The sequence below is a fragment of the Mesorhizobium kamtschaticum genome (assembly GCF_056174585.1).
Genome location: NZ_CM149691.1, coordinates 3,652,817 through 3,678,324 on the forward strand (window position 1 = coordinate 3,652,817; position 25,508 = coordinate 3,678,324).

28 protein-coding genes and 4 pseudogenes are annotated in these 25,508 nt (G+C 62.4%); 18 read left to right on the plus strand and 14 right to left on the minus strand.

The window, feature by feature from the left end:
* Positions 1 to 16: 16 nt before the first annotated feature.
* The gene (locus tag AC0V7N_RS18030; RefSeq protein WP_475459941.1) at positions 17 to 823 is read right to left on the minus strand and encodes an ABC transporter ATP-binding protein; all 807 of its coding nucleotides are present in this window, start codon (positions 821 to 823) and stop codon (positions 17 to 19) included.
* A gap of 131 nt (positions 824 to 954) precedes the next feature.
* On the opposite strand from AC0V7N_RS18030, the gene AC0V7N_RS18035 reads away from it, so the two are divergent.
* Positions 955 to 1,881, plus strand: a complete 927-nt coding sequence (locus AC0V7N_RS18035) for a LysR substrate-binding domain-containing protein (RefSeq protein ID WP_475459943.1) — start codon at positions 955 to 957, stop codon at positions 1,879 to 1,881.
* A gap of 116 nt (positions 1,882 to 1,997) precedes the next feature.
* On the opposite strand, the gene AC0V7N_RS18040 is transcribed toward AC0V7N_RS18035, so the two are convergent.
* Complete coding sequence (locus tag AC0V7N_RS18040) at positions 1,998 to 2,468, minus strand: NUDIX hydrolase (RefSeq protein ID WP_475459945.1); 471 nt, start codon at positions 2,466 to 2,468, stop codon at positions 1,998 to 2,000.
* 305 nt (positions 2,469 to 2,773) lie between these two features.
* On the opposite strand from AC0V7N_RS18040, the pseudogene AC0V7N_RS18045 reads away from it, so the two are divergent.
* A pseudogene (locus AC0V7N_RS18045) lies at positions 2,774 to 3,183 on the plus strand (sterol desaturase family protein).
* A gap of 130 nt (positions 3,184 to 3,313) precedes the next feature.
* Here AC0V7N_RS18045 and rsgA read toward each other — a convergent pair.
* Positions 3,314 to 4,351: a ribosome small subunit-dependent GTPase A gene (gene rsgA, locus AC0V7N_RS18050; protein WP_475459951.1), complete on the minus strand. Its 1,038-nt coding sequence runs from the start codon at positions 4,349 to 4,351 to the stop codon at positions 3,314 to 3,316.
* 344 nt (positions 4,352 to 4,695) lie between these two features.
* Between rsgA and AC0V7N_RS18055 the strand changes: the two are divergent.
* Positions 4,696 to 5,708 (plus strand): annotated as a pseudogene (locus AC0V7N_RS18055) (PIN-like domain-containing protein).
* 25 nt (positions 5,709 to 5,733) lie between these two features.
* A complete protein-coding gene (locus tag AC0V7N_RS18060) occupies positions 5,734 to 6,078 on the plus strand; it encodes a hypothetical protein (RefSeq protein ID WP_475459954.1) in 345 nt (114 codons plus the stop codon).
* A 21-nt stretch (positions 6,079 to 6,099) separates the two neighbouring features.
* Here the strand turns inward: AC0V7N_RS18060 and dinB are convergent, their stop codons facing one another.
* Both dinB and AC0V7N_RS18070 read right to left on the minus strand, forming a co-directional pair.
* The gene (dinB, locus tag AC0V7N_RS18065; RefSeq protein ID WP_475459956.1) at positions 6,100 to 7,347 is read right to left on the minus strand and encodes a DNA polymerase IV; all 1,248 of its coding nucleotides are present in this window, start codon (positions 7,345 to 7,347) and stop codon (positions 6,100 to 6,102) included.
* Positions 7,348 to 7,597: 250 nt separating this feature from the next.
* Positions 7,598 to 8,014 carry a winged helix-turn-helix transcriptional regulator gene (locus AC0V7N_RS18070; protein ID WP_475459958.1) on the minus strand — a complete coding sequence of 139 codons (417 nt, stop codon included), beginning with the start codon at positions 8,012 to 8,014 and terminating at the stop codon, positions 7,598 to 7,600.
* A 110-nt stretch (positions 8,015 to 8,124) separates the two neighbouring features.
* Here AC0V7N_RS18070 and AC0V7N_RS18075 point away from each other — a divergent pair, with 110 nt between their 5' ends.
* From AC0V7N_RS18075 to AC0V7N_RS18085, 3 genes and pseudogenes are all read left to right on the plus strand, one after another.
* Positions 8,125 to 8,712, plus strand: a complete 588-nt coding sequence (locus AC0V7N_RS18075; protein ID WP_475459961.1) for a dihydrofolate reductase family protein — start codon at positions 8,125 to 8,127, stop codon at positions 8,710 to 8,712.
* A gap of 187 nt (positions 8,713 to 8,899) precedes the next feature.
* Positions 8,900 to 9,639, plus strand: a pseudogene (locus AC0V7N_RS18080) (alpha/beta hydrolase).
* A 183-nt stretch (positions 9,640 to 9,822) separates the two neighbouring features.
* The gene (locus tag AC0V7N_RS18085; protein ID WP_475459965.1) at positions 9,823 to 10,752 is read left to right on the plus strand and encodes a sigma-70 family RNA polymerase sigma factor; all 930 of its coding nucleotides are present in this window, start codon (positions 9,823 to 9,825) and stop codon (positions 10,750 to 10,752) included.
* 96 nt (positions 10,753 to 10,848) lie between these two features.
* Here AC0V7N_RS18085 and AC0V7N_RS18090 read toward each other — a convergent pair whose 3' ends face one another.
* A complete protein-coding gene (locus tag AC0V7N_RS18090) occupies positions 10,849 to 11,763 on the minus strand; it encodes an alpha/beta fold hydrolase (protein WP_475459968.1) in 915 nt (304 codons plus the stop codon).
* A 121-nt stretch (positions 11,764 to 11,884) separates the two neighbouring features.
* On the opposite strand from AC0V7N_RS18090, the gene AC0V7N_RS18095 reads away from it, so the two are divergent.
* On the plus strand, positions 11,885 to 12,787 hold the full coding sequence (locus AC0V7N_RS18095; protein ID WP_475459971.1) for a LysR family transcriptional regulator: 903 nt from the start codon (positions 11,885 to 11,887) through the stop codon (positions 12,785 to 12,787).
* 9 nt (positions 12,788 to 12,796) lie between these two features.
* Here the strand turns inward: AC0V7N_RS18095 and AC0V7N_RS18100 are convergent, their stop codons facing one another.
* The 4 genes from AC0V7N_RS18100 to ada form a co-directional block, all read right to left on the minus strand.
* Positions 12,797 to 13,540 (minus strand): 2OG-Fe(II) oxygenase, encoded by a 744-nt coding sequence (locus tag AC0V7N_RS18100; RefSeq protein ID WP_475459974.1) that lies wholly within the window; start codon positions 13,538 to 13,540, stop codon positions 12,797 to 12,799.
* A complete protein-coding gene (locus AC0V7N_RS18105; protein ID WP_475459977.1) occupies positions 13,537 to 14,082 on the minus strand; it encodes a methylated-DNA--[protein]-cysteine S-methyltransferase in 546 nt (181 codons plus the stop codon). The genes AC0V7N_RS18100 and AC0V7N_RS18105 overlap by 4 nt, the downstream gene beginning before the upstream one ends.
* Positions 14,083 to 14,465: 383 nt before the next feature.
* Positions 14,466 to 14,684 (minus strand): hypothetical protein, encoded by a 219-nt coding sequence (locus AC0V7N_RS18110; protein ID WP_496627168.1) that lies wholly within the window; start codon positions 14,682 to 14,684, stop codon positions 14,466 to 14,468.
* Between the two features lie 12 nt (positions 14,685 to 14,696).
* A complete protein-coding gene (gene ada, locus AC0V7N_RS18115; protein WP_475459982.1) occupies positions 14,697 to 15,809 on the minus strand; it encodes a bifunctional DNA-binding transcriptional regulator/O6-methylguanine-DNA methyltransferase Ada in 1,113 nt (370 codons plus the stop codon).
* 131 nt (positions 15,810 to 15,940) lie between these two features.
* Between ada and AC0V7N_RS18120 the strand changes: the two genes are divergently transcribed.
* Positions 15,941 to 16,237, plus strand: coding sequence for a type II toxin-antitoxin system HigB family toxin (locus AC0V7N_RS18120; RefSeq protein WP_475459984.1), 297 nt, complete (start codon positions 15,941 to 15,943; stop codon positions 16,235 to 16,237).
* Positions 16,237 to 16,635, plus strand: a complete 399-nt coding sequence (locus AC0V7N_RS18125; protein WP_475459986.1) for a helix-turn-helix domain-containing protein — start codon at positions 16,237 to 16,239, stop codon at positions 16,633 to 16,635. The genes AC0V7N_RS18120 and AC0V7N_RS18125 overlap by 1 nt, the downstream gene beginning before the upstream one ends.
* Positions 16,636 to 16,691: 56 nt before the next feature.
* On the opposite strand, the gene AC0V7N_RS18130 is transcribed toward AC0V7N_RS18125, so the two are convergent.
* Positions 16,692 to 17,384, minus strand: a complete 693-nt coding sequence (locus tag AC0V7N_RS18130) for a winged helix-turn-helix transcriptional regulator (RefSeq protein WP_496627169.1) — start codon at positions 17,382 to 17,384, stop codon at positions 16,692 to 16,694.
* 177 nt (positions 17,385 to 17,561) lie between these two features.
* Here AC0V7N_RS18130 and AC0V7N_RS18135 point away from each other — a divergent pair, with 177 nt between their 5' ends.
* Together AC0V7N_RS18135 and AC0V7N_RS18140 are read left to right on the plus strand one after the other, a co-directional pair.
* A complete protein-coding gene (locus AC0V7N_RS18135; protein WP_044550660.1) occupies positions 17,562 to 17,888 on the plus strand; it encodes a DUF1330 domain-containing protein in 327 nt (108 codons plus the stop codon).
* 121 nt (positions 17,889 to 18,009) lie between these two features.
* Positions 18,010 to 18,546, plus strand: coding sequence for a hypothetical protein (locus AC0V7N_RS18140; RefSeq protein ID WP_475459989.1), 537 nt, complete (start codon positions 18,010 to 18,012; stop codon positions 18,544 to 18,546).
* A gap of 89 nt (positions 18,547 to 18,635) precedes the next feature.
* Here the strand turns inward: AC0V7N_RS18140 and AC0V7N_RS18145 are convergent, their stop codons facing one another.
* Together AC0V7N_RS18145 and AC0V7N_RS18150 are read right to left on the minus strand one after the other, a co-directional pair.
* A complete protein-coding gene (locus tag AC0V7N_RS18145) occupies positions 18,636 to 19,706 on the minus strand; it encodes a phosphatase PAP2 family protein (RefSeq protein WP_475459991.1) in 1,071 nt (356 codons plus the stop codon).
* A gap of 239 nt (positions 19,707 to 19,945) precedes the next feature.
* Positions 19,946 to 20,394: pseudogene (locus tag AC0V7N_RS18150) on the minus strand (ester cyclase).
* 443 nt (positions 20,395 to 20,837) lie between these two features.
* On the opposite strand from AC0V7N_RS18150, the gene AC0V7N_RS18155 reads away from it, so the two are divergent.
* From AC0V7N_RS18155 to AC0V7N_RS18170, 4 genes are all read left to right on the plus strand, one after another.
* On the plus strand, positions 20,838 to 21,446 hold the full coding sequence (locus AC0V7N_RS18155) for a TetR family transcriptional regulator (protein ID WP_496627170.1): 609 nt from the start codon (positions 20,838 to 20,840) through the stop codon (positions 21,444 to 21,446).
* 254 nt (positions 21,447 to 21,700) lie between these two features.
* Entirely contained in the window at positions 21,701 to 22,036 is a 336-nt protein-coding gene (locus tag AC0V7N_RS18160; protein WP_475459997.1) for a hypothetical protein, read from the plus strand.
* 2 nt (positions 22,037 to 22,038) lie between these two features.
* Positions 22,039 to 22,698, plus strand: coding sequence for a DUF3313 domain-containing protein (locus tag AC0V7N_RS18165; RefSeq protein WP_475460000.1), 660 nt, complete (start codon positions 22,039 to 22,041; stop codon positions 22,696 to 22,698).
* A gap of 52 nt (positions 22,699 to 22,750) precedes the next feature.
* A complete protein-coding gene (locus tag AC0V7N_RS18170) occupies positions 22,751 to 22,960 on the plus strand; it encodes a hypothetical protein (protein ID WP_475460003.1) in 210 nt (69 codons plus the stop codon).
* Between the two features lie 38 nt (positions 22,961 to 22,998).
* Here AC0V7N_RS18170 and AC0V7N_RS18175 read toward each other — a convergent pair whose 3' ends face one another.
* Positions 22,999 to 23,937, minus strand: coding sequence for a GlxA family transcriptional regulator (locus tag AC0V7N_RS18175; RefSeq protein ID WP_475460005.1), 939 nt, complete (start codon positions 23,935 to 23,937; stop codon positions 22,999 to 23,001).
* Positions 23,938 to 24,057: 120 nt separating this feature from the next.
* Here AC0V7N_RS18175 and AC0V7N_RS18180 point away from each other — a divergent pair, with 120 nt between their 5' ends.
* A complete protein-coding gene (locus tag AC0V7N_RS18180) occupies positions 24,058 to 24,882 on the plus strand; it encodes an SDR family NAD(P)-dependent oxidoreductase (RefSeq protein ID WP_496627171.1) in 825 nt (274 codons plus the stop codon).
* 155 nt (positions 24,883 to 25,037) lie between these two features.
* Positions 25,038 to 25,508 carry a (2Fe-2S)-binding protein gene (locus AC0V7N_RS18185; RefSeq protein ID WP_475460010.1) on the plus strand — a complete coding sequence of 157 codons (471 nt, stop codon included), beginning with the start codon at positions 25,038 to 25,040 and terminating at the stop codon, positions 25,506 to 25,508.

A 25,508-nucleotide genomic window follows, 5' to 3' on the forward strand; every position in this document is an offset into this window, starting at 1 on the left:
TGGAGCCTCCCGACTGTCAGTGGTAGAGATGCTGCATGATCTGCCGCTTCAGGCCGACGAAAGTGTCGGTTGTCAGCACTTCCAGCGGCCGGGGCCTCGGCAGGTCGACTTTGAGGATTTCGGCGATACGGCCGGGGCGCGGCGTCATCACCACGATGCGGTCGGCGAGATAGATCGCCTCATCGACATCATGGGTGACGAACAGGATGGTGCGCTTGAGGTCGCGCCAGAGCTGCAGCAGCCATTGCTGCATGCCAAGCCGGGTCTGCGCGTCGAGCGCGCCGAACGGCTCGTCGAGCAGCATCACCTGGCGGCCGGCGGCGATGGTGCGCATCATGGCGACGCGCTGGCGCATGCCGCCGGACAGCGCATGCGGATAGTGGTTGAGGAAATCGCCAAGGCCGTAGCGGCTGGCGAGTTCGGCTGCCTCGGCGCGATCCCGCGCGTTGGCGCCGCGCGTCAGCGACGCGGCCAGCGTGATGTTGCCGAGCACCGTGCGCCAGGGCAGCATCAAATCCTTTTGCAGCATGTAGCCGACCTGGCCCGGGCGGTTGGAGACATCCTGGCCGTCGAGCACGATCTTTCCCGAGCTAGCCTTGAGCAGGCCCGAGACGACGTTGAACAACGTGCTCTTGCCGCAGCCGGAGGCGCCGAGGATGCAGACGAATTCGCCGTCGGCGATATCGAGACTGACATCGCTCAGCGCGATGACGGAGCCAAAACGAACGTTGAGATTGTCGATGGATAACTTGGTTTGAGGAGGTGCCTCTTGTATCGTAGATGCTCCTTTGGCCACCTGAGCCGGAGCACGCGGTCGTCCCATTTGCCGTTCCCTGTGATCGTTTTTCTTCAGTTCGGGGTCTCACGGCGGGCACTGCCGAACAAGAAGGTAGAACTTGATTCCTTTTTAGTTTTGCTGATGTATCGAGGCTCGATAAAACCGAGATTGTCTCTGTGACCAACCGTCTTCCCGCTCTGCGAGCCCTGCAGGCCTTCGAGGCGGTCGGGCGGCTGGGCAGCGTCACTGCCGCTGCGCTGGAGCTTGACGTATCGCCCGGTGCGATCAGTCAGCACATTCGTGGGCTCGAATTGGACGTGAAAGTTTCGCTCTTCGAGCGGCAAGGGCGCAAACTGGTCATAACGTCCTGGGGCGAAATATACCTTGAACGCATTCGTGCAGGTTTCGACCAATTGCGTTCGGCCCAGGACTCTCTTCAGAGAGCGCGCCTTAAATCAGGAATAGTGCTGAGTGCCCCTCCCTCCATCACCATTCGGTGGATCAGGCCCCTCATGGTCGAGTGGCACCGATTGTTTCCAGGTATAAATGTGCGGTTGATCGGGGAAGACGATGAACCGGTTCTTGCGGAAGCAGAGGTCGATTTTCGAATCTCCTACGGCACGGCGCGCCATCGCTACGCCCACTTTTCAGACCTGTTCTTCGATTCGGTCGCGCCCGTCTGCTCTCCCGCATTTCTCGCTCGTCACCCGGTATCGAGCCCGGATGACGTGCTAGGGGGCGCTCTCATTGGGATTGAGTGGCAACACCCACAGCAGTCCTCGCCGTCATGGTCCCACTGGGCCGGTCATGTCGGTTTGGCACCACCGGAGAAGGCCTGTGAATTGTCGTTTTCCCTTTCGAGTGCTGCCATCGATGCCGCAGCAAGTGATGGCGGTTTCGTGTTGGGACAAATGTCCATGGTCTCGGAAGAGCTCGCCAAGGGAAGGCTGGTCGTAGCGTTCGACAACTGGATGGTTCTTCCAGAACCTTATGCATTGGCATGGAATCCCGCGTCTCTTGATCGCCCCCATGTCAGGGCATTCCGGGATTTTCTCATCCGCGCTGGAAAAAAATTTAATACACGGCCGGATCGACGCCGCTGAAAGACAAAGCGGTTTGGCAAAACTGCCCATCCAGTGGTGTGCGAAACGATCTGTGTGCCTGCGACCGTCGCGTTTCGCGAACGCGACTTGAGCGTTCCCGGGGACATGGCCGGCAGCTAACCGGCATCCAATTGCTTCAGCAAATCCAACAGCATCGGGCGCTGCCCCACAAGGATCTTGACCTCGGCCTCGGCCAGGGTGAACCAGCCGGCCTTGTTGACTTCCGGAAATTCCTTGATCGACCCGGACCGCGGCGGCCATTCCATGGTGAAGCTGTTGCTCTTGATGGTGGTCACATCGATCTCAGCATGCGTTTCGACCGACCAGGCGATGACAATCTTGCCGCCCGGCTGCTTGTAATCGCCGAGGCGCTTGAAGGGGCCGTCGACCGTGATACCGAGTTCTTCCCCGGTCTCACGCCGTGCTGCCGCCAACTCGTCCTCGGTCTCCTCGACGAGGCCTTTCGGGATCGACCAGGCGCCATCGTCCTTCTTCGCCCAGAATGGGCCGCCGGGATGGACCAGAAGCACGCTGATATCGCCACCGCTTTGACGATAAATCAGCAGGCCCGCACTGCGTTTTGCCATGATTGCATGTCCGTTTGCGGCGCTGGTGCGAGTCGGCCGATTCTGCAGGGATCATGGGTGCCGAACTTGCACCGGGAAATTGCGACGCTATGTCAGATGCATCTGCATTGCACCTCACCCGCGAGTTAGGCAATCTGGTAGCATCGTTTCTGGGGCGGCGTCGAGAATCAGATGGGGCGTCCGGAATGCAACTGGGTCTGATCGGTTACTACAGCGACTTCGTGGTCTATCCGCTGGTGATCGCCCTCTTGGGGGTGGCCGGGCTGATAGAGGCCGGGGAAGAGAGCGCGCCGGAATGGATCGGCATGGTGCTGATCTGTCTCGTTCTGTGGACGTTGATCGAATACGTTCTGCACCGCTTCGTCCTGCATCACGTTCCCTACATCAGGGATCTGCACGACCGTCACCATGTCGAGGAACGCAGTCCGGTCGGCACGCCGACCTGGCTCAGCCTCGGCGTGCATGCGCTGATCGCATTGCCCGTCTGGATGGTTTCCGGTTTCGCCACCGCCAGCGCGGTCGGCTGCGGGCTGATGCTGGGTTATCTCTGGTACATCAGTGTCCACCACATGATCCACCACTGGCATCCGCCCATCCCAGCTATCTCTACGCACTCAAGCGCCGCCACGCGGTGCACCATCATATCGACGACAACGCCAATTTCGGTGTGACGTCGCTGTTGTGGGACCGGGTTTTCGGCACGGCGCGGCTTTGAGGGCAGTAGGGCAGTAGGGCAGTAGGGCAGTAGGGCAGTAGGGCAGTAGGGCAGTAGGGCAGTAGGGCAGTAGGGCAGTAGGGCAGTAGGGCAGTAGGGCAGTAGGGCAGTAGGGCAGTAGGGCAGTCGTTCAGCGCCGTTTGCCGCGGCCGGCGGGGGACTTCGCTCCGTGGGGCCCGCTCTGCACCGGCGTGTTGTGCTGGTTTTCTTCCGACAGTTTGCGCCAGCGGGCAAGACGCTCGGGATCGAGCGTGCCGGCCTTGATGGCAGCCTGCACCGCGCAGCCCGGTTCGTGCACATGCGTGCAGTCGCGGAATTTGCATAGCGGTGCCAGCTCGGTGATCTCGGCAAACAGTGTGTCGATGCCGTAGCCGACGTCGCTGACCTGCAGCGTGCGCATGCCGGGCGTGTCGATCACCCAGCCGCCGCCGGCAATGGCATGCAGCGACCGCGCCGTGGTGGTGTGGCGTCCCTTGGCGTCGTGTTCGCGAATGGCTCCGGTCTGCTGCCGCGATTGCTGCGCCGATCCGGCCAGCGTGTTGACCAGCGTCGATTTGCCGACGCCGGAGGAACCGATCAGCGCCACCGTCTGCCCCGCGCCGCACCAGGCGGCGAGTGCGGTCGCGGCATCCGCTATGCGTGGGTTCAGCGTCACCACGGCCAGGCCGCGCTGCAGTGCGGCGGCTTGGCTTTGGTACGCCTCGGCGTCTTCAGCCGTATCGGCCTTGGTCAGCAGGATCACCGGTGTCGTTCCGGCCTCGTTGGCCAGCGCCAGATAGCGCTCGAGCCGGGCGATGTTGAAGTCGGCATTGCAGGAGGTGACGATGAACAGCGTGTCGACATTGGCCGCGGCCAGCTGCGGCACCCGGCCGCCCTGGGTGCGGCGCTCCAGCACCGTCTTGCGGGTCAGGCGACGCTTCACAAGCTGATCATGCGGCTCGACCAGCACCCAGTCGCCGACGGCATAGTCGCCGGTGGTGGCCTGCGGCGGCAATGTCAGGTCCGTTTGCCCCGTCTGGGACAGGCCACTAAGGCGATCGCGATGCACCATGGCAATGCGCGTCGGGATCAGGTCTGCGTCATCGGGTTCAAGCTGATCGCCGAAGAAATCCGACCAGCCAAGGCTGGCGAGGGAGAGTAGCTGAGGGGCGGTCACGGCCTGGACCAAGGGTGCGGCGTCGCTGACATCGGACAGTATCCCGGCAAGATGAGAAAGGCACGGACCTCTCGGGCAGGCGATCCGCCCACGCCGCTGTATGGGCGGCGTGGCGGGGTTTGGCAAGCATTTGCCCGAGACAAGGGGTCGGGGAAGCGCCAGCAGCGTCAAGGTGCATGGCTATGGACGAACCGGGCCGATCGCTCTCACAACTCCTTTCCGCCAGTTCCCCAAATTCGTCGGGCACCGAGCGTGCCACCGTCAACCGCCTGTTGCCGAATCTACAGCAATATTTCGCAGGCTAGATTGACGTTATCTTTGGTTCGCGTGATGCTTGTTCAAATGGAATTTTCGAAATGCGAACCGCCCTGCATCAGTTTTTCCGCCCGAACAAGGAAGAGTTCGAGAGGCTCTGGAAGGATGCCTTGATAAGCTTCGATGCGAGCGCTTTGCTGAATATTTATGGGTACTCCCATGACACTCGCGACGAACTGCTATCGATTTACGCCAATTTTTCTCATCGTGTTTTCTTACCTTACCAGTTTGCCTTGGAGTATGGTCGTAATCGTTCGAAGACGATACATAAGCAGATTAACAAATATATACAGACAGAGGAAAGTATAAGGAAGATTTTGACTGAACATGCAAATAGCAAAGAGCATCCATATTTCACCGAGGCGGCGATAGCATCGTTAAAAAAGGTCCAAGACGAATTGTCTGACGGGCGCTCGAAGATGGAAAAAACTATCGCATCTGATGATTATACAGATTTAATACTTACGATATTCGAAGGGAAGATCGGCCCAGAGCCGACGGACGAGGCTTTGAAGGAGCTGCACATCAAGGGAAAGGCGAGGTTCGGCGGATCAGTCCCGCCGGGCTATAAGGATGCCAAGGACAAGCCCGAGCCAGACTGCTATGGCGACTATATCGCCTGGGAACAGCTCATGGATATCTCTAAGGAAAAAAATCTGACTTCATTCTGGTCATCGACGACACAAAGGAGGATTGGTGGCAGTACGAGGGTTCGCGCACTGTTGGGCCTCGCCCCGAATTGCTCCGTGAATTTAGAAAAGTTACCGGAAAGTCGATTTGGCTTTATACATCAGAGGGATTTCTGCGAGCTACGAAAGATTACACTAAACTCGACGTCGCTGGCAGAACCATCAACGAGGTCGAAGCGCGTATCGAAGCTCGAAAGTCAGTTCGCGTCAAAGTTAATGGAGAGAAATTGAAGGTTAAGTTCCATCTTGATCTGCCACCTGAGGGCGCACCTACCGATGAGTTCGGTCCTAAGAGGATTTCAGACTCGGATCCGGTTGCGGCTAGCGAAGACAAGATAGCTGGACCGACGGGCGAAGATCAATAAAAAAATACGAGTTAGGAGCTAATACGTGGCTGTCCGAGCGTTTTCAGATAATCCAGAGAAACTTTTGACGCTGATAAAGCGTCGGATGGCTGAAAATCGTATTTCCACATGGCAAATAGACGATGAAGGGGACTTAACCTTGACTTCGGAATCTTGGGTGAACAAAGCTTGGATGAGACCGAAGATTATTAAAGATTGCCTTTTGTTTAACATTGTTGGGTCAAAGACCGTTAAAATGACCGCTGTTACCTATGGTGTATATCATGGGAGACTTATTCAGATGCTCATAACTCATTTTGATACGGCGCTGAACACGGCCTCTGCTACCGCGCTTCCTACTAGTGGAGACCTCCTGCCGAACCAATCCTGATTGTCGACTCAGCCGATATTCTCACAACTCCTTCTCCGCCAGTTCCCTGAATTCGTCGGGCACGGAGCGTGCCGCTTCCAGCGCCACCGTGCCGTAGCCGACCGCTTGTTTGCCGAAGCGCTCGCGGATCTTGTCGATGGCGCGGTCGGCGCCGAAGCGGGCGAGGCCTTTTTGGCTGCCGGGCCGGTGTTTCTCGTCGGCGAGGCCGAGCGGCAGGTCGAGCTGCAACGCGGCACTTTCCTCGAGATGTGACACCGAGATCGCCAGCAGCGAGATGGTTCTCTCATGCGGGTTATCGGCTAGCACGCCGCGCACCAGGTCTTGCGCGATTTCGGCCAGCATGGTGGTCGCCGAGATAGGCTGGTCGAGGGTGATGGAACGGGTGACGGCGCGGAGATCGGCGAAGCGCACGCGCACCGTCACCGTGCGGCCGGGCCGCGCCTTGGCGCGCAGCCGGCTGGCGACGCGGTCAGCCAGATGCAGCAGTGTCGGCACGATCACCCGCGCCACGGCGGGTTTCTGGCCAAGTGCTGACTGGGCGCCGGCCGAGTGCGCCCGGCGCTTGGTTTCCAGTTTGCGCGGGTCGCGATTCCACGACAGCGCCGACAGCTTTTCGCCGGCGGCCGGGCCGAGCAGACGGGTCAGCGCGCCGCTGTGCGTTCTCGCCAACTGGCCAATGGTCTCGATGCCGATTTCGGCCAGCCGCGCCTTGGTCGCAGGGCCGACGCCCCACATCAGTCCGACGGGCAGATCGTGCAGGAAGGCCAGCTCGGTTCCAGGGTCGACCACCACCAGCCCGTCGGGCTTGGCGACCTGCGAGGCGATCTTGGCCAGATGCTTGGTGCGCGCCACGCCGATCGAGATCGGCAGGCCGAGTTCAGCCCGCACGCGGCGGCGGATCGTCGTGGCGATCTCGTGCGGCGACCCGAACAGATGCGTGCAGCCGGCGACATCAGCGAAGGCCTCGTCGATGGAAATGCGCTCGACCACCGGCGTGAAATCGTCGAGTACCTTGATCGCCGCGTCGCCCAGCCGCTGGTAGTGGCTGAAATTGCCGCCGACGAAGATCAGCTGCGGGCAAAGCTCGCGCGCCTTGCGCCCCGGCATGCCGCCGCGCACGCCGAAGGCGCGCGCTTCGTAGGATGCCGCGAGCACCACACCGCCGCCGACCGCGATCGGCTTGCCGCGCAGCGACGGATCGAGCAGTTGTTCAACCGAGGCATAGAAAGCGTCGAGATCGGCATGCAGGATGGTGGCTGTCGTTTCCATCCGGCTGCATATCCAGGGTTGCTGATGGACTGGAACAGATAGAGAACAAATGGCGATTGTTGTCAAGCCGGGCAGTGGAAAGCTCCCCCTTCTCCCCTTGTGGGAGAAGGTGTCGCCGAAGGCGACGGATGAGGGGTGTTCCAGGGAACGCCAGCGTCTCACTCCGCTGGAACACCCCTCATCCGTCTCGGCGCTATCGCGCCGATCCACCTTCTCCCACAAGGGGAGAAGGAAGACAGCATGCCGCCGTCTACACAATATGCTCGGCCCGCAGTGCGGCCTTCATCCGTTCCAGTGCTGGTTCACCTCCGGCCGCCAGTTCATCGGCGACCCGCGCCAGCTTGTCGTCGGCCTTGCGGTGCTTGCTGCCCCAGGCGCCGAGTGTGGCCAGCACCGGCAACAGGTCGATGCCGGCCTCGGTCAGCCGGTAGATCGCCTTCAGCCCGTGGCTCGGGTCGTCGCTGCGGGTAAGAATGCCTTCGTCCTGCAACGTCTGCAGCCGTTCGGCCAGCGTGCGCGACGAGATGCCTTCGTCGGACTGCAGGAATTCGCGAAAGTGCTTTTTCCCGGCGAAGATCAGGTCGCGGATGATGAGCAGCGTCCAGCGGTCGCCGAGCAGTTCCAGCGACAGGTTGATCGGGCAGCCGGATCTTTCGCGCGTCGACATCTCTATGGTTCCATTTTTAAATCACTTTACTATTGACATCATTTTTGTCCTCCGTCAATGGTTCCAAAAGTAAATCATGCCATTTGAGCCGGAGCAACAGGGAGACGGGGATGAAAAAGCTGATCCTGCAGATGCAGATGTCGGTCGACGGTTTCGTCGGCGCCAATGAAGACCATCCCTGGCAGCTCTGGGAATGGGGCGACGACATCAGCTGGAACGAGGAGTTGAAGCGAGACTTCAACGCCATCTTCGCCGGCATCGATACGATCCTGCTCAGCCGCAAGATGGCGGAAGAGGGCTATCTCAGCCATTGGGGCAATGCAGCGAAGAAGTATCCGGCAGATCCATTCTTCGCCTTCGCTCAGCGCATCGTGGAGGCACAGAAGGTGGTGCCGAGCGACAAGCTGAAAACCTCGCGCTGGGAGCGCGCGAGGGTGGTGAGCGGCGACCTGCCGCGCGAGGTCGCTGCACTGAAGGCAGGCGAGGGTGCTGATATTGCCGTCTTCGGCGGCGCCGGCTTTGCCTCGGCGCTGATCGCGGCCGGGCTGGTTGACGAGTTCCAGCTGTTCATCAACCCGGCGGTGCTGGGCGCTGGTCGCCGCATCTTCGACCAGGGCGGTTTTGCCAAGCTGCTTCTGCTCGGCTCGAAGGCCTATGCCTGCGGCATGGTGGTCAACCGCTACGCGCAGGCGGGTTGAGGGCGAGAGAAAATCCCGATCTGACGTATCCTTTTTGTCCGCCCGTTCGTCTGTGGTTCCTAGAGGTCGCGCAGTCGCGATCCGCAACCCCGGGAGACTTATCATGGCGAGTATCGAGAGCGAGGCGAACAGGAACCACTATGCGGCGATCGTCGCCAATGCCGGCAAGTTCAACAGTCCGCAGGCGATGATCGATTTCAACGACACCAGCTGGACGGCGCTGACCGGCGAACCCGGCGGCGTCGACTATATCGAGGTCGATACCGGCGGTGTGCCGGCGCTATGGGTCGTGCCAAAGGGCGCGGACGAGGAGGGGGCACTGTTTTACGCGCATGGCGGCGGCTTCCTCGGCGGTTCGATCTACACCCACCGCAAGCTGGTCGGCCATCTGGCCAAGGCCGTCGGCTGCCGGGCCTTGCTCTATAACTATCCGCTGGCGCATCAGGCCAAGCATCCGGCCAGACCGAGGCGGCGATGGCGGCCTGGAACTGGCTCGTCGACCAGGGCTTCGACACCAGGCGGATCGCGATTGCCGGCGATTCCTGCGGCGCGGTGCTGAGCTATGGCGTCCTGCAGCGGCTGCGTGCCCAGGGCCGGCCGCTGCCGGCCGCCACGCTGATCATCTCCGGCTGGTTCGACATGGCGCTGACCGGCGCCAGTTACGAGACCAACCGCGAGAAGGATCCAGCCTTCGCCAGGGAGTCCGTCGACTGGCTGGTGACCAATTTTATCGGCGACAGCGACCGGCTCGATCCGGAGGTCAGCGCGCTCTACGCCGACCTCTCCGGCTTTCCGCCCGTCTTCCTGCAGGCCGGCGCCGACGAGACGCTGGTCGACGAAAGCCGCATGTTCGCCGAGCGTGCGCGGCAGGCTGGGTCGAGACGCGGCTCGACGTCTTCGACGGCATGCTGCACTCCTTCCAGATGATGGCCGGCCGGGCGCCGGAAGCCGATGACGCGATCGGTCGCTTCGCCGCCTGGCTGCGACCGAGGCTGGGTCTGCCGGTTGCTGGCGACAACGTCGCCGACAACAGAGCGGCCTGACCATGGGCCGGCTTGTGGATGCGCGCCGCTTGCGCGATGCTGTGGCAACGCCGAGCGACGTGCCGCGATGAACCAGCAGATCCGCAAATCCCCCGAAGCGAGGCAAGGCTTTGAGCCGCGCCTCGACCCCGAAGGCTTGTTCGACCTGCGCTACAGGGCGTTCCTGGAGACGGTCTCGCATTTGCGTGTCCGCCTCCACCGCTATTGCGCGCGCATGACCGGCTCCGCCCTCGACGGTGAAGACATCATGCAGGAGGCGCTGTTCGAGGCCTATCGCAAGATCGGGCTGCTCGACGATGCACAGGCGCTGCGGCCATGGCTGTTCCGCATCGCCCATAACAGGTGCATCGACTTCATCCGCAGCCGCCGCACGCGGCTCAAGGCCGAAGCAGGCTATGCCAGTGATGAGATCGTGCTGCCCGTCGAGCCCGCTGGTCCGGGCGCCGGCCGCGCCATCGAGCGGCTGGTGGTGCACCTGCCGCCGAAGGAGCGCGCCTGCGTGCTGCTCAAGGATGTCCTCGATCATTCACTGGACGAGATCGCCGACCTGGTCGGCTCGACATCGGGCGGCGTCAAGTCGGCGCTCAATCGTGGCCGCGCCAAGCTCGCCGCCCTGCCAGCGCAACCGGTCGCGGTACCCGCGCATGACCCGGACCTGGAGCGGCTGCTTAGCCGCTATGTCGAACTCTTCAATGCCAGGGATTGGGACGGGGTGCGGGCGCTGACCAGCGCCGATGCCCGGCTGCGGGTTTCGGACTGCTACAATGGCCTGCTCTCCCGCTCGCCCTATTTTGTCGAGTATGAGCAAGGCGAGCCCTGGCGCATGCGGCCAGGCGTGGTGGAAGGTGAGGACGTTCTGGTTGTCGACAGGCGGCAAAACGAGGTCTGGCGGCCGGCCTATCTCGTGCGGGTCCATGCCGAGGGCGGCGTCATCGACCGCATTGCCGACTATTATGCGTGCCCCTGGATACTGGAGATGGTGGCTGCCGATGGATGACAGGTTCGTTTCACCGAGTCGGCAGCCGCCAGAATAACGGCGGCCACTTTCACGAGATCGGTTCAGCAGGCCCGAAGTGATCGCGTCGGGCGGTTGTTACCTGGAGAGGAAATCGGTGATGAGCTTGACCGTGGCGTCGGGGTTTTCCTCCATGATCCAATGGCCGGATGCGGGCACTATGGCTCCCGTCACGTCCGCCGCGACGAAACGCAGGGTGTCGGCCTGTGTCGTGCCTGCCGATTTCTCCGCGCCGACTGCCAGCACCGGCATGGCCAGTTTGCCGCCGGTGGAAAGCATTGCAGGGTTGTCGATGGCGTCCTGGTCGAATGCCTTGAACTGTTCGAAGGCGTCATGCATGGCATGCGGCCGTGCATAGAGTTTTGCATAGTGGACACGCGTCGCCTCGTCGATCTTCTTCGGGTCGGCCGACAGTTCGTTGTAGAAGCGGTCGAGGTAGATGCGCTCGCGGCCCGCGACCAGCCGCTCCATGTCGGGGCCGCGGAAGTTGAAGTGCCAGAGCAGCGGGCTTTGCTTGATCTTCTCCCAGTCACCTATGCCCGGCAGCGGTGCGTCGATGACGACCCATTTCGTGATGCGCTTGGGATATTGCGCGGCCAGCGCATAGCCGACCATGTTGCCGATGTCGTGCGTCACCAGGTCGGCCTTCTCGATCTTCAGCGCATCCATCACGCCGGCGATGTCGGCCGCCTGGTTCTTCTTGGTGTAGCCGCTGTCTGGATGCGCAGAAAGGCCCATGCCGCGCAGGTCCGGCACGATCACCGTGTGATCCTTCATCAGCTTTATCGCGGCCCGCGCCCACATGTCGCCGGTATCGGCGAAGCCGTGCAGCAGCACGACAGCCGGTCCCTGTCCGCCGACGCGCACATAAAGCTTGGTGCCGTTGGTCTCGATCGACTGCGTCTTGAAGCCGGTCGGAAACGGGGTCACGCCTGCAAAGGCCGGAGCGGCGAGTGACAGCAGACCAAGCACGATAACCAAAAGACGAAACATGATGCACTACCCCGAGCTTTTATTCTGCCGCCGCCATATCGCGGTCTTTTCGACTATGGCACCATGCCCTTGATTTCGTCAGGCACCGGTCGCCTGATTGTGAATTCGGGAAAACCGAACAATGCTGAAGCTTGAATCCGCCGCCGCTTTTGTCGCCGTCGCGGAATCCGGTTCGATCACCGAAGCGGCCAGGCGCATGAACCTGTCCAAGTCCGTCATCAGCGAGCGGCTGTCGGAGCTTGAGCGCAGCCTTGGCGCAAGGCTACTCGACCGCACCACCCGCAAGCTCTCGATCACCGCAGCGGGGCGAGGTTTTTACGAGCGCGCCAAGCGCATCATGCAGGAGGTGGCCGATGCCAGCGCCGAGATCGCCGAACATCGCGGCGAACTCGCTGGACCGCTCAGAATATCGGCGCCGACCAGTTTCGGCATCCTCCATCTTGGCCCGGCGCTGTATGGCTTCCTGGCCAGGCACCCGGGGATCGAACTGACGCTTGATGTCGACGATCGTTTCGTCAGCGTGGTGGCCGATGGCTACGATGCCATTGTGCGTCACGGGCCGGTCGTCGATGACGGACCTGTCATCGTCAGGAAGCTGGCTTCCAGCCGTCGCTTCCTGGTGGCTTCACCGGACTATATCGAGCGCTTTGGATTGCCCGCGACCACCGACGACCTGAAACGCCACAAGGGCATCATCTATTCCATCCGGGGGGCCGCCGACTGGCGGTTCAAGGTTGCGCGGCGGCTGGTGACGATCCGCCCGGAAACCGCGCTGCGCGTCAACAACGGGATTCTGATGCGCGACGCCGCGCTTGCCGGCCTCGGCCTGGCGCTGCTCCCCGCCTATTTCATCCGGACCGAGATCGCCGACAAGCGATTGACTGTCATCGATGTCGGCGCCGAGCCTGAAGGAGCCACCATTTATATCGCCTGTCCCGAGGACAGGCGCGGATCCGCCAAACTGCGCGCGCTCGCCACATGGCTACGCGAAGCTTTTGGCGATCCGCCCTATTGGGAGACGTGAGCCGGCACCTCACTTCGCATCGTGAAAAATAATGCCGACCGTGTGGCGCATGCCTGAGCGCAGGCGGCTGACGCCGTGGCGCAGATTGACGCGGTAGTTGCCCTTGGTTCCCTGCACCGGCCGGTTATGGACGGCGAAGGCCACCGCATCGCCCTGGCGCAGCGGCACCACTTCCACCCGGCTCTGCATGCGCGGGCGCTGCTCGGTCAGGGCGAATTCGCCGCCGGTGAAATCCTCGCCCGGCTCGGAGAGCAGGACCGCCACCTGCAACGGAAAGGCGAGGTCGCCATAAAGGTCCTGATGCAGGCAGTTGAAGTCACCGGGCACATATTGCAGCAAAAGCGGCGTCGGCCTGACCTGGCCGGCGCCATGGCACTGGTCGAGAAACGCTGGATGCGTCGCGGGGTAGCGCAAAGCGATACCCATGCGCTCGTTCCACCGGTTGGCGACCTCGGCCAGCCGGGGATAAAGCGCGCTGCGCAACCCGCCGATGAGGTCCGGCAAGGGATAGCGGAAATAGCGGTATTCGCCCTTGCCGAAACCATGCCTGGCCATGTGGATATGACTGCGGAAATGTTTTTCCTCGGGGTAGAGGCCGGCGATCTGCCGGCACTCCTGCGGTGAGAGCAGCTTTTCCATCACCGCGCAGCCGAAACCGTCGAGTTCGGTGGTCAGCGCCGGCCAGTCGTAAGCGGCGATGCGTGTCTCGGCGGCTTCCACCACCGATGCGGCAACCCTGGCATGGGCGTTCATATCGCCGCCTCCTTGTCCAGCAAGGCGCGCTTGCGTTCGATGCCCCAGCGGTAGCCCGACAGCGTGCCGTCGGCGCGGACCAAGCGGTGGCAGGGGATGCCGAGCGCGATGGCGTTGGCGGCACAGGCGGTTGCCACGGCGCGGGCGCCGTTCGGTTGGCCAAGCCGCCGGGCAAGCGCGGTGTAGGTGATGGTGACGCCGCACGGGATGGCGCGCAGTGCGTCCCACACACGCTGCTGGAACGGCGTGCCGTGGCTCATGTCGAGCGGCAGGTCGAGGTTGGCGCTGGGCGTTTCTATGAAGCGGGCGATTGCGGCGAGATCGCCGCGCAACGCGTTTTTGTCTTCGATCAGCATCTTGCCGGGGAAGCGGTTGGAGAGGTCCTGCTCCAGTGTGTCGGCGTCGGAGCCGATCAGGATGGCGCAGACGCCAATGGGGCTGCGCGCCGCCAGGATGTTGCCGATGGAGGATTCACCGATGGCGTAGGTGATGGTGTCGAGAGCGGCGTGTGCCGTCGTTATGTGAGTTTGCATCAGGTTCATTGCCTTCACTCCTTTGTCTGTGCCTGAACCCTAACCGCGTGCCGGTTGGCGCTCACTCCGGTGCTTGCTTTCAAATTCGCTTTCCGTGGGGGAGATCAGCCGAAGCCTCCCCAACCTTCGTCATCCCAGGGCGAAGCAGGAGCGAAGCTCCGTCGCGGAGACCCCGGGATCCATTCGGTGACCTTTGCCGTGGAGTGCAGCGGAGCAGAATTTTGCACCGTAGCAGCGCCCAGAAGTCGCGGCATGGATCCTCGGGTCTGCGCTGCGTCGCTACGCTCCTTGCTCCGCCCGTGGATGACGACGGGCGTGAGGTTTCAGCCAATCTCGAAGGCGGGCGACTTGCCTTCGAACGGTCAAAACCCGTCAAGGAACCAACGCGACGTTCATGCGACACGCGTGACGGACACTTCGCCCAGCAGGAAAACCTCGCCGGACAACAGCCGCAGCTCAACCTCGCCACTCGCGGTGCGGCTCCACTCGGCCTTGCCATCATCGACCAGTTCGCCGATGGCGGCCAAGACCTGTGACTTCGCGTTGACAGCTACACCGTTGGCGATCTGGCTGTTCGCACCGGCGGTGGAAGACCTTGCCATCGTGCGCATCGCTGGTCCTCGTCAGCCCCGCGAAGACCGGTGGGCATTGTCGGATCCCGCCTCGCGGTCGAGCAGCCCGCGCTTGCGCTCGGCGCCCCAGGCATAGCCGGACAGGGCGCCATCCTTCCTGATCACGCGGTGGCAAGGGATGGCGACCGCAAGATTGTTGGCGGCGCAGGCGGCGGCGATGGCGCGGGTGGCCTTGGGCGCGCCGATGCGTTCAGCGATCCCGGCATAGGACACCGTGCTGCCGACCGGGATGTCCTGCAAGGCCTGCCAGACGCGCTGCTGGAAGGCGGTGCCGCGCACGTCGAGCGGCAGGTCGAGACCGAGCCGTGGAGCCTCGACGAAGCCGACGACGCCGGCGACCAGCGCCTCGTAGTCGCGGTCGCCGCCGATCAGCCTCGCCCTAGGGAAACGGTCCTGCAGGTCGCGCACCAGGGCGTCGGGATCGTCGCCGAGCAGGATCGAGGCGACGCCCTTTTGGCTCGACGCGACCAGAATGGTGCCGAGCGAGGATTCGCCGACGGCGAAGCGGATGTCCTCGTTGGCGCCGCCGGCGCGATAGCGCGTCGGCGTCATGCCGAGCATGCCGGTCGATTTCTCGTAGAAACGCCCGCTCGAATTGAAGCCGGCATCGTAGATCGCCGTTGTCACGCTGGCGCCGTCTTCGAGACCTTGGCGGACCCGGGCGGCGCGGTGCGCGGCGGCATAGTCCTTCGGCGTTAGGCCGGTGATCGCCTTGAAGACGCGGTGGAAATAGCCGGCGCTGCGGCCGGCGGCATCAGCCAGTTCAGCGAGCGAGGGTTCCTCCTCGCTCTGCTCGATCCTGCGGCAAGCATCGGCGACCATCGCGGCATTGCCGGCCTCCAGCGAGGGGCCATCCGGGTTGCAGCGCCGGCAGGCGCGAAAGCCGGTCGCCTTCGCCTGAGCCAGCGTGTCGTGCAGTTGCACATTCCCGGGGTTGGCGCGCCGCGACGGGCAGGAGGGCCGGCAATAGACGCCGGTCGTCGCCACCGAATACCAGAACTCGCCGTCGGCCGATTTGTCGCGCGCGACGATGCGCGCCCAGCGTGGATCGTCGGTGACCGGCAGCGGCGTGGATTTCAGATCTCTGGCCAGGGTGATGAACATGCTGCATTGAAGCCGCTGGAAGACGGTCTCGCCACCCGTTTCCTGACAACTGTCAGGATGCCTCGCACGGGTCCTTCCCAGATTGGGAAACTTCCTCTTGTTCCCAATTTGGGAAGTTGCTATATCAGGCCATGCAGATCATCGCCAAGAAAGCGCTGAAGGATTTTTGGGCCAAACACAATCAGGCCGAAGCTCCTTTGACGGCTTGGTATGTGGCTGTCAGCAATGCCGATTGGAAGACCCCGGCAGACATCAAGGATGCGTTTGGAGCGACAGCCGATTTCGTGGGTGACAATCGTGTCATTTTCGACATTGGCGGCAACAAGTACCGCTTGATTGTCCACGTGGCCTACAGATTTCACCGGGTCCTGATCAAATTCGTCGGGACACACAAAGAGTATGACAAGATTGATCCGGAGAAGGTGTGATGGAAAACATTCGACCCATTAAGACCGAAGCCGATTACGATTGGGCGATCGCCGAAATCACCAAATATTTCGAGAATGAACCGGAGGTCGGCTCTCTCGACGGTGATCGCTTCGACGTTCTTGCAACTCTGATCGAGGCTTATGAGGACAAGCACTACCCGATTGAAGCCCCCGATCCCATTGAAGCCATTCATTCGCACATGCAACTGTTCAGCCTGTCGCGAAAGGCTCTGGCTGAGGTGATCGGATCATCGCCTCGGGCAACCGAGGTGCTGAACAGGAAGCGGGCTCTGACACTGGATATGGTCTTCAAGCTGAACAAGGAATGGAACATTCCTGCCGAAGTCCTCGTGCAACCCTATCACCTTACGAATGACAGGGGTCGCAAGCGTGCCTAAGCCGCGTCGCAACGACTGGGAAAAGCTGAACGCTTTCGCGACGCGTACGGGCTCTCCTACGCCGCGCGTTTGGGCTCCACCGCGAACGGGCTGAGCCCGAGCCAGGTCTGCATCTGCTTGCCGATAGCCTGGTCGCCGGTCAGGGCAACCTTTGCGCCGGCCTTCTCGACGGTCAGCAATCCCATCCAGATCGCCGTCATCGTGTGCAGGTCGGTCGAGACGTAGAGGTCGACATCGAAGCCGGGATCGTACCAGCACAAATCGACCTCGCCGTGCTTTTCGACGATCAGCCACCACGAGCGTTTGGATGCCGGGAGATCCTGATACAGGAATTGTATCACCGTGCGCCCTTCGGGGAGCGGCGAGGGGTTCAGATTGCGCCGCATGTCCCACATCAGCAGCGACGGATCGAGGTTCTTGAGCGACAGCCGGGACTCGACCCATTTCTGCCCCCAGAACCCCATCGCCTCGACGACGGGGCGCAAATCTCGGCCGGCCTCGGTCAGCCGATAGTCGAAGATCCCTTTCTCGCCAGGCACCGCCTTGCGCTCGACGATCCCCGCCAGCTCGAGCTCCTTCAGCCGTTGCGACAGAAGGGTCGGCGACATCTTTGGCACGCCGCGGCGCAGGTCGTTGAAGCGGGTCGAACCGGCCACCAATTCGCGCATCAGCACCATCGTCCAGCGGGTGCACAGCACCTCGGCGGCCATCGATAGCGGGCAGAACTGCTTGTATCCGTGCTGGGTCATGATTGGCGTTCCTCCCTCGAAACCGGGCCGAACATTAGGCCCTCGTGAAGGAAGCGGCCAGTACGGAAACTGTACCACCCCAGTACAGATCGCGGACTGGTTGGCGAGGGTCCCGCCATGCGAGCCCTCTGGCCGGTTGCACGGGATACCCCTGTGCGCCGCAACCAGGAGACGACCATGACTGCTTACGTAATCGCCGACATCAAGATGAAAGACCCGAAATGGGTGCCGGCCTACGCCGCATCGGTGCACGACATCGTCCACAAGCATGGCGGCAAATATCTGTCGCGCAGCGGCAATGTGAAGACGCTTGAAGGCAAGCCGCTCGATACCACGCTGATCGCCTTGATGGCGTTCCCGTCGGAAGCGGCGGCGCGTGCCTTCACCAACGATCCGGCCTACGCGCCTTTCGTTTCGGCGCGTCAGGGCGGCAGCGACAGCCGTTTCCAGCTGATCGACGACACCGATCTGGCCGGAACGATCCCGTATCTGCCGAAGGGATGATCCTTCCCGGCGCTCGTCACATCGATTTCGGGATCTCCAAGCAACAACAGCCACGGCGCTTGCCTGCCGGGCCGCCGTATTTTCGGCGGCCGGCCCGCTGTGCTTTTTCAAGAAGAATGGAATGGATATGAAATCAAATCTTCGCAACAGGCTCGTCATGGCCGGGGCCATACTGGCCGTCTGCGCCCCCATCGCGCAGGCGCATCAGGAAGCGGCTGAAGCCGCGTCCGGCCCCAATCCACTGACCGACAAGGTGCGGGCCGCCAACAGCCGGTTTCTCGACGTCAAGGCGGCGACAGCCGAGGGCTATGCGCCCATTCCCTGCGCCAGCGGCATCACCGGCGGCGCCATGGGCACCCACTACGTCAACGGCCAGTATCTGAAGGACGACAAGATCGACATCGCCCGTCCCGAGGCCGTGATGTACGAGCCGATGGCCGACGGCCGGCTTAAGCTGGTGGCGGTCGAGTACATCACCTCGAAAGGCCCGGCGTCGCTCGACGGACAGCTGTTCAACTTCAACAGCGCGCCGAACCGCTACGGCCTGGGTGAATTCTACGAGCTGCATGTCTGGGCCTGGAAGGGCAACCCGACCGGCACATTCGCCGACATGAACCCAAAAGTGTCCTGCGAACACGCGATGGCGCCGAGCCAGTAGGCTCAGCAAGCAATGAGGCCAGGCGGCACCTTATGTCGCCTGGCACTCTCCCGAAAGGTCGTGGCGGCATGGCGCTCAGCCATGCCTGGTCATGGCGATGCCGGTTCGGGCAGCGGCAGTCCGATCGCGACGGTGTCGCGGCTCGCCTGCGGCAGAACGAAACGGCCGGTCAGATACCAGAGCACGGACACGACAAGGATCGAAACGTAGCCATCAACGGCATAGTGCCAGCCGGTGTAGACCGAGCCGAACAGGATGAATGCTGCAAAGGACCAGCCGACGATGGCCCAGCGGCGGCCGAAACCGCTCAGGAAGAACGCGTTGAGCGTTACGAAGGCGACATGCATGCTTGGCATGGCGGAGATGCCGCCGCCGAGTTCGGGGCGGCCGCTTGCGTAGGCTGTAAGCAGATAGTTGGCATAGGTCTGGACCGGCGCGGCGTAGCCGTTCTGCGCGAGCGCGGTCTGCAATGCGGCAAACCGATCGCCGCCGTAGAACTGGTCATGAAATATCGGGCCGGTGGACGACAGCGCCATGGCCAGGACGGTGCCGCACAGGATCGTGGTCAGCGCGAGCGCCCAGAGATAACGCAAACGTCCTACCGGGTTGTTCCAGAAGGCGACGAACAGCAACGTGCCGAACCATTGCACGTGCCAGCCATATCCGTAGCCGATAAAAATAGCCGCCGAGACTGGTTCGGGAACGACGCTGTGCGTCCATATCCAGGGGTCGGCGCCATGCAGCCCGAGGTCAAGCTCTGCCAGCAAGCGGTCGGCATAGAAGGGAACGATCTCCGGGATGGCGATCTTGAAGGTGGTGAAGGCGACGATGCCGAGAAAGAACAGGAGGATCACCGGTGCGGCGGCCTGCCAGCGCTGCCTCAACATATCGAGCATGAACCGTGTCGGGCTTTGCCGGGCAAATGTCAGCGCCACCACGCCGAGGCCGGCGGCAAGAAGCGCCGGCAGGAAGAAGACGAATGGCTGGGCGTAGGATTGCGCCAGGTACAAATAGCGGCCCGGTTGCAGGCAAAGCGCGGCCAGCGCGTAGGCCAGGCACAGGGCGGTCAGCAGCCAGCCGCTCCTGGTCGCCGCGATGTCCAGGTCAAAAATGGCAAAGGGGCGGCGATCGCCGTCCCGCTGCCCGGTACGCATACTCATCGAAGGACATCCCGCCAGCTGCCCGAAGGATTATTCACGGCATTTTTGGCGATGAAGTATTACTATTCAGTTTCACTTTAGAATATAGAAAAGCCCCAAATATTAGATATCTATAATTCTTCCTTTTTCATCAAGGAATCGTTGACGAAGATGTCGCCGTTCAATGCATAAGTATTGACGATGCCATTGCCGCTTCGCAATCGAAGGGCCATCGCCTGGTCGGCGATGGCCCCTGTAAATCAGGCGGTCTTGATCAGGCCGAGCTGGGTGAGTGCGGCGACGCCGTCGTCGAGGCCGATCTCCTCGACGATCCGGCCGTCGATCACCTTCAGCACGGTGGTGCCGGTGAAGCGCATGGCGCGGCCGGTGGCGGCGGGCAGCGAGCCGGCGAGGAAATCGCCGAAGGCCGGGCCGGTATGGGTGCCGCCGCCCTCCCATTGGCCGACGACATAGTTGCCCTCGGCGATGAGATCGGCGGTGGCCCAGAAGTTGAGATCCGGGAAGGCGGCGCGGAAATCGGTCATGAAGGCCTTGATGTCGTCGCGGCCCCGGCGCGGCTCGTGCAAGGAGTATCTGAGCAGCATGTCGGGTGCTGCGATGTCGTCGACCACCGACAGATCGCAGGTTTCGCCCAGAAGTCGGTGAACCATCTGACGACGACGGCCTTGTTGTCTTCTTGCTTGGTCATTGGGAGGTTCCTTTTGTGTTTGGCGGGGGCATCGGTGTCGCCGATGACCTGGGGGCAGCATTAGGACGATCGGAGGAGCGCTAAACTCCGGTTCTTGCCGGCCAATCGAAAGACGGGGAGGGGGCTCCTCGACTTCGTCATCCACGGGCGCAGCAGCCGCGAAGCGGCGTCGCGAAGACCCGAGGATCCATGCCGGGGCTTTGGTCGAAGGGTGCAGCGAGAGCAGAATTCTGCACCGCAGCAGTGCTTCCAGGACGCGGCATGGATCCTCGGGTCTGCGCCGCGTCGTTACGCTCCTTGCTCCGCCCGTGGATGACGAAGCGAGGGGGAACCAACGCATGATAAACAGACCGGGCGGATTGTTTCTGCCGCGATTCAGGTCTATCTCGTGGGGGCGGAGGCCTTGTCGCTGCCCGCCGCCGCAAATGCCGCAGGAAGCCACCATGGACAATGTCTCCCGTTCCGAACGATCCCGAAATGCCATTATTCAGGCGGCGCTCGCCATCATCGCGCGCGATGGGCCGGGCCGGTTGACGCTGGACGCCATCGCCCGCGAGGGCGGCCTGTCGAAGGGGGGCGTGATGCACCAGTTCCGCACCAAGGAAGCGGTGCTGAAGACGCTGCTGGAAAACCAGGTCGAGTTCTTCGAGAATTTTTCCAGAGACTATCTGGCCGCGGCCGGCGCAGACGGCAACGAGCCGCAACTGGCGGCGCAGATCTCGGTGCAGCGCAAGGCCGTCTCCGAACCGCATTCGGTGGCCTTCGGCCTGCTCGGCGCGCTAGCGGAAAACCCGGCACTGCTTTCCGGCCTGCGGGAGACGGATGCCGGGAAGGTCGAGGCCATTCGAGCCGAGGCGGCGGATCCCGATCTGGCGACGCTTCGCCTGTTCGCGGCCAAAGGCCTCGCTTTGTCGACAATGATGGGCATCTGCTCGCTGTCGGAAGCGGATCTGGAGCGCCTGTTCGACCGCCTCCTCGACAACGCCCAGTGGCCTGCCGCCGCAAAGGAGCCTTCCGCTTCCAGTCGGGCGGCGAATAAAAAAACCGACTAGACGGTTTGTAAATTCCTTTTTTGGCTGCTATACGAACACCCAACGCAAGAGCGAGGGGTGCAGATATGGTTCGGCCGGGGACGAAGGGCGGCGCGGGATGGCCCGCAAACAACGGGCAACTGGCTAGGCTGAAGGTTTCCGGCGGACCATTTCCAACGCATGGACCTGACACGGCCCTGCTGACATCTGTCGATCGCGAGATCCGACACCAGACGGCGTTTGGCAATCCTCGTCCGCTGACCGCCGGGCGGCCCTTGGCATTCCGTTTTTCGCCATTGGTGGCCACCGGCCTTGCCCTATGCCTCGTCGACCTGATGACGGCCCTCTTGGCGATGCGATTGTTCGGCCGCGTCCACGCAGCGGTCCCTGGCCCGGCGCTGTCGGACTATCGGCCACAGGCGCTGCTGGTGCTGGCGGCGATCCTCGCCTTGCTGCCGCTGCTGCACCTTGCATCGAAGCTCCTCATCCATGCAGCGCACAGGTCGTCGCGCCGGCATGCATGGTTTCGCACCGCCCGCGTGATGCTGTGCGTGCCGGCGAGCCTCTGCCCGGTCACCGTCATCACGCTTTTGCTCGCAGCAGGACATTGAAAATGCACAAGATCTTCAGAAATTTCCTTACCATCGGCTGCCTCTGCGTGGCGGTCCAGGGCTGCGTCAGCGCCGATCCGATCGCCTATTCGGGATTGTCGTCGGCGGCCGAACTTGCTCCCAATCCGCGCGACGCAACCGGACGGGTCCCTTACAGCTATTCGACCGCTGTCGACTGGAAACAATACAGCAGCGTCATCGTCGATCCCGTCGTCATCTATCGCGGCGCCGACGGGCAGTTCGGCAAGATGCCGGCGAGCGACAGGGCCGCGATCGCCAGCTACATGCAGGACCGCTTTACCGAGAGGCTGAAGAGCCGCTTCACGCTCACCGGCAAGCCGGGGCCGAACACGTTGCGCGTGCGGCTGACGCTGACCGGCGCCAAGGCCAACACGCCGGTTCTCGGTACGCTCTCACGCTTCGACATCGCCGGCGGCGTCTACAACACCGTGCAGACCGCGCGCGACCGCGAAGGGTCGCTGACCGGCTCCGTCCTCTACGCCGTCGAGATCTTCGACGCCGGGACCAACCGCCTGCTGAAGGCCTTCGTCACCAAGCAATATCCGAGCCCGATCAACATCAAGGCCAGCATGCAACCGCTGGCCGCCGCGCAGGCCGGTGTCGACAAGGGAGCGGATGCGCTTGTCGCGCAGCTGAAGTAGCGGCCTCTGAAGCGGCGATTGCCGAAACCCAAACCACCAGGAGCGCCCGGCCATGGAGGCCATTTCAATTGCCTGGTTCTTCATCTGGCAGCTCTGGTTGACGGCCTTGAGCCTCATCGAAGGACATCCAATGCATCGTGTGATTATTCGTACCCTCATCCTCGTGGCCGCACTGGCGCTGCTCGGCTGCGAACGAAGCAGCCCTTTCGGCAAGCCCGACCAGCCGGCGAAGTCCTCGGCGCATGTGGTGTGGTCGCCGTGACGGTCAATTCGCGGCGGATGACCGAGAGGCGCCTGCTCTCAGGCTGCCAGCTCCGCGCGCGCGTTCCGTCGGATCACCTGAGGTGGTTGCCCGAAGGCACGCAGGAAGGCGCGGCGCATTCGGTCGCGATCGGCGAAGCCCGTTTGCCGGGCGATGACGTCGATGGAGTGGCGGCTCTGCTCCATCATCAGCCGGGCGGCTTCGATCCGCAAATTCTCGACCGCCTTGGCTGGTGACTGGCCTGTTTCAGCGCGGAAGGCGCGGCTGAACTGGCGTGGGCTGAGATGCGCCGCGTCCGCTAGCTGCCCAACCGTCAGCGGCGTGTCGAGATTGCGCCTGGCATATGCCAAGGCATTCTGGATACGGTCGGACTTGGGCTCCAACGCCAACAGGGCCGAATACTGCGACTGACCACCGGCGCGCCGGTGGTAGACGACCAGATGCCTGGCAACCGCACGAGCGACATCCGCGCCCAGATCCTGTTCGACCATGGCCAGCGCCAGGTCGATCCCGGCGGTCATCCCGGCCGAGGTCCATACCTGGCCGTCGATGATAAAGATGCGGTCGTCATCGACCTTCACGTTCGGGAACCGGGCCTGCAAGTCGCGCGCGCGGTTCCAGTGCGTGGTCGCGCGACGGCCGTCGAGCAGACCGGCTTCAGCGAGAATGAACGCGCCGAGGCAGGTCGCAGCCACCCGACGGCATCGCGTCGGAGCCTGCCGTGCAAATTCGATCAGGCCCGGTGTCGGCGCTTCAGTACCGCGGCCAAAAATCAACGTATCGAAAGTCGCGTCGCCAAACTTTTCCGTAGCAACGCTCATGCCGAGCGAGGTGCGGACCGACCCGCCGGTCTCGGACAGCAGGTGCACCTCATAGGCCGGCTCACCCACCTCGAAATTGGCAAATTCGAAAGCCGAGGCCACGGCAAAGCTCATGACCCGGAAGCCAGGGGAGACCACGAAGCCGATGCGTTGCATGGGGACCCTCCCACAATGTCCTGAAACGTCGGTTATATGACATTTGAGCCGCGCCGTCACAAGCCTAGTCTCTGCCTAAGCATACGCCGACGGCCGGCTGGCCCACAAGGGAGACGAAACATGAGCGTCACTGAAAGCAAGGGGACGGCGCTGATTACCGGCGCCTCCTCAGGCATCGGCGCGGTCTACGCCGACCGTCTGGCCAGACGCGGTCATGACCTGATCATCGTTGCCCGTAACGGGAGCCGGCTCGCGGTGTTGGCCCAACGCCTGAAAGACGAGACAGGCCGATCGGTCGAGATGATCGCGGCCGATCTCAACGACAAGACAGATCTGGCCCGGATCGAGGAGGTCCTGCGTTCGGATGCGGGCATTGCCATGCTGGTGAACAATGCCGGCGTCGGCGCAACGACACCGCTGCTTGGTTCGGATGTCGAGAAGATGGATCAGATGATCCGCCTCAATGTCAGCGCGCTTACCCGGCTGACTTACGCTGCGGCGCCCGGCTTCGTCACGCGAGGCGGTGGCACAATCGTCAATATCGCCTCGATCGTGGCGATTTCGCCGGAAACACTGAACGGAGTCTACGGCGCCAGCAAAGCCTTCGTTCTGGCTCTCAGCCAATCACTACATCATGAACTGGCGGATAAGGGCGTGCGCATCCAGGCAGTCCTGCCCGGGACGACGGCGACGGAATTCTGGGATATTGCCGGACTTCCGATCCGCAACCTGCCGAGCAAGATCGTGATGTCGGCGGAGGATATGGTCGATGCTGCCCTTGCCGGTCTCGACCAGGGAGAGATCGTCACGATTCCATCCTTGGCCGAAAAGGCTCAGTGGGATGCATTTGAGACGGCACGCCGTGCGATGTCGCTGGAGAAGCTTTCAGCGGCTGTGCCCGCCCGCCGATACAATATCGGTCATCTTGAACCAGCGGACTCATGACCTGACGGGCTCTCTGTCGCCGGCCGGTTCTTCCGGCACCTGGTCACGGCGTTCTCGATCGCAATCCCCAGATCAAAAAGCTGCCCGGCACAACAAGGGCTGGGGGTGAATTCGCGCGCACTGAACTTCCGCACGCGCATGACATGGAGGAAACTATGGCCCTTACAATCAAGGTCAACGGCGTCGACCGGACGGTTGATGTCGACGGTGACATCCCGCTGTTGTGGGTGTTGCGCGACGTGCTCGGCATGACCGGGACGAAATTCGGTTGCGGCGCGGCGCTCTGCGGCGCCTGCACGGTCCATGTTGACGGTGTCGCCACCCGTTCCTGCATCACTTCGGTCGACAGCATCGGCACATCCGCGGTCACGACGATCGAGGCAATCGGCGCTACGGCGGCGGGCGCCCAAATCCAGAAGGCCTGGCTCGACCGCGAGGTCGTTCAATGCGGCTACTGCCAGTCCGGCCAGATCATGTCGGCTTCGGCGCTCATTGCCGGCAACCCGCATCCGACTGATGCCGACATCGACGACGCGATGTCCGGCAATATCTGCCGCTGCGGGACTTATGTACGCATCCGCGAAGCGATCAAGCAGGCCGCGCAATCGAACGGGCAGGGAGGCTGA

What these genes read in the sequence shown, in the direction of transcription:
- AC0V7N_RS18030 (WP_475459941.1), bottom strand. Translation starts at nt 823, where the DNA reads ATGGGACGACCGCGTGCTCCGGCTCAGGTGGCCAAAGGAGCATCTACG.
- AC0V7N_RS18040 (WP_475459945.1), bottom strand. Translation starts at nt 2,468, where the DNA reads ATGGCAAAACGCAGTGCGGGCCTGCTGATTTATCGTCAAAGCGGTGGC.
- dinB (WP_475459956.1), bottom strand. Translation starts at nt 7,347, where the DNA reads ATGGAAACGACAGCCACCATCCTGCATGCCGATCTCGACGCTTTCTAT.
- AC0V7N_RS18070 (WP_475459958.1), bottom strand. Translation starts at nt 8,014, where the DNA reads ATGTCGACGCGCGAAAGATCCGGCTGCCCGATCAACCTGTCGCTGGAA.
- AC0V7N_RS18075 (WP_475459961.1), top strand. Translation starts at nt 8,125, where the DNA reads ATGAAAAAGCTGATCCTGCAGATGCAGATGTCGGTCGACGGTTTCGTC.
- AC0V7N_RS18085 (WP_475459965.1), top strand. Translation starts at nt 9,823, where the DNA reads ATGAACCAGCAGATCCGCAAATCCCCCGAAGCGAGGCAAGGCTTTGAG.
- AC0V7N_RS18090 (WP_475459968.1), bottom strand. Translation starts at nt 11,763, where the DNA reads ATGTTTCGTCTTTTGGTTATCGTGCTTGGTCTGCTGTCACTCGCCGCT.
- AC0V7N_RS18095 (WP_475459971.1), top strand. Translation starts at nt 11,885, where the DNA reads ATGCTGAAGCTTGAATCCGCCGCCGCTTTTGTCGCCGTCGCGGAATCC.
- AC0V7N_RS18100 (WP_475459974.1), bottom strand. Translation starts at nt 13,540, where the DNA reads ATGAACGCCCATGCCAGGGTTGCCGCATCGGTGGTGGAAGCCGCCGAG.
- AC0V7N_RS18105 (WP_475459977.1), bottom strand. Translation starts at nt 14,082, where the DNA reads ATGAACCTGATGCAAACTCACATAACGACGGCACACGCCGCTCTCGAC.
- AC0V7N_RS18110 (WP_496627168.1), bottom strand. Translation starts at nt 14,684, where the DNA reads ATGCGCACGATGGCAAGGTCTTCCACCGCCGGTGCGAACAGCCAGATC.
- ada (WP_475459982.1), bottom strand. Translation starts at nt 15,809, where the DNA reads ATGTTCATCACCCTGGCCAGAGATCTGAAATCCACGCCGCTGCCGGTC.
- AC0V7N_RS18120 (WP_475459984.1), top strand. Translation starts at nt 15,941, where the DNA reads ATGCAGATCATCGCCAAGAAAGCGCTGAAGGATTTTTGGGCCAAACAC.
- AC0V7N_RS18125 (WP_475459986.1), top strand. Translation starts at nt 16,237, where the DNA reads ATGGAAAACATTCGACCCATTAAGACCGAAGCCGATTACGATTGGGCG.
- AC0V7N_RS18130 (WP_496627169.1), bottom strand. Translation starts at nt 17,384, where the DNA reads ATGACCCAGCACGGATACAAGCAGTTCTGCCCGCTATCGATGGCCGCC.
- AC0V7N_RS18135 (WP_044550660.1), top strand. Translation starts at nt 17,562, where the DNA reads ATGACTGCTTACGTAATCGCCGACATCAAGATGAAAGACCCGAAATGG.
- AC0V7N_RS18140 (WP_475459989.1), top strand. Translation starts at nt 18,010, where the DNA reads ATGGATATGAAATCAAATCTTCGCAACAGGCTCGTCATGGCCGGGGCC.
- AC0V7N_RS18145 (WP_475459991.1), bottom strand. Translation starts at nt 19,706, where the DNA reads ATGAGTATGCGTACCGGGCAGCGGGACGGCGATCGCCGCCCCTTTGCC.
- AC0V7N_RS18155 (WP_496627170.1), top strand. Translation starts at nt 20,838, where the DNA reads ATGGACAATGTCTCCCGTTCCGAACGATCCCGAAATGCCATTATTCAG.
- AC0V7N_RS18165 (WP_475460000.1), top strand. Translation starts at nt 22,039, where the DNA reads ATGCACAAGATCTTCAGAAATTTCCTTACCATCGGCTGCCTCTGCGTG.
- AC0V7N_RS18170 (WP_475460003.1), top strand. Translation starts at nt 22,751, where the DNA reads ATGGAGGCCATTTCAATTGCCTGGTTCTTCATCTGGCAGCTCTGGTTG.
- AC0V7N_RS18175 (WP_475460005.1), bottom strand. Translation starts at nt 23,937, where the DNA reads ATGCAACGCATCGGCTTCGTGGTCTCCCCTGGCTTCCGGGTCATGAGC.
- AC0V7N_RS18180 (WP_496627171.1), top strand. Translation starts at nt 24,058, where the DNA reads ATGAGCGTCACTGAAAGCAAGGGGACGGCGCTGATTACCGGCGCCTCC.
- AC0V7N_RS18185 (WP_475460010.1), top strand. Translation starts at nt 25,038, where the DNA reads ATGGCCCTTACAATCAAGGTCAACGGCGTCGACCGGACGGTTGATGTC.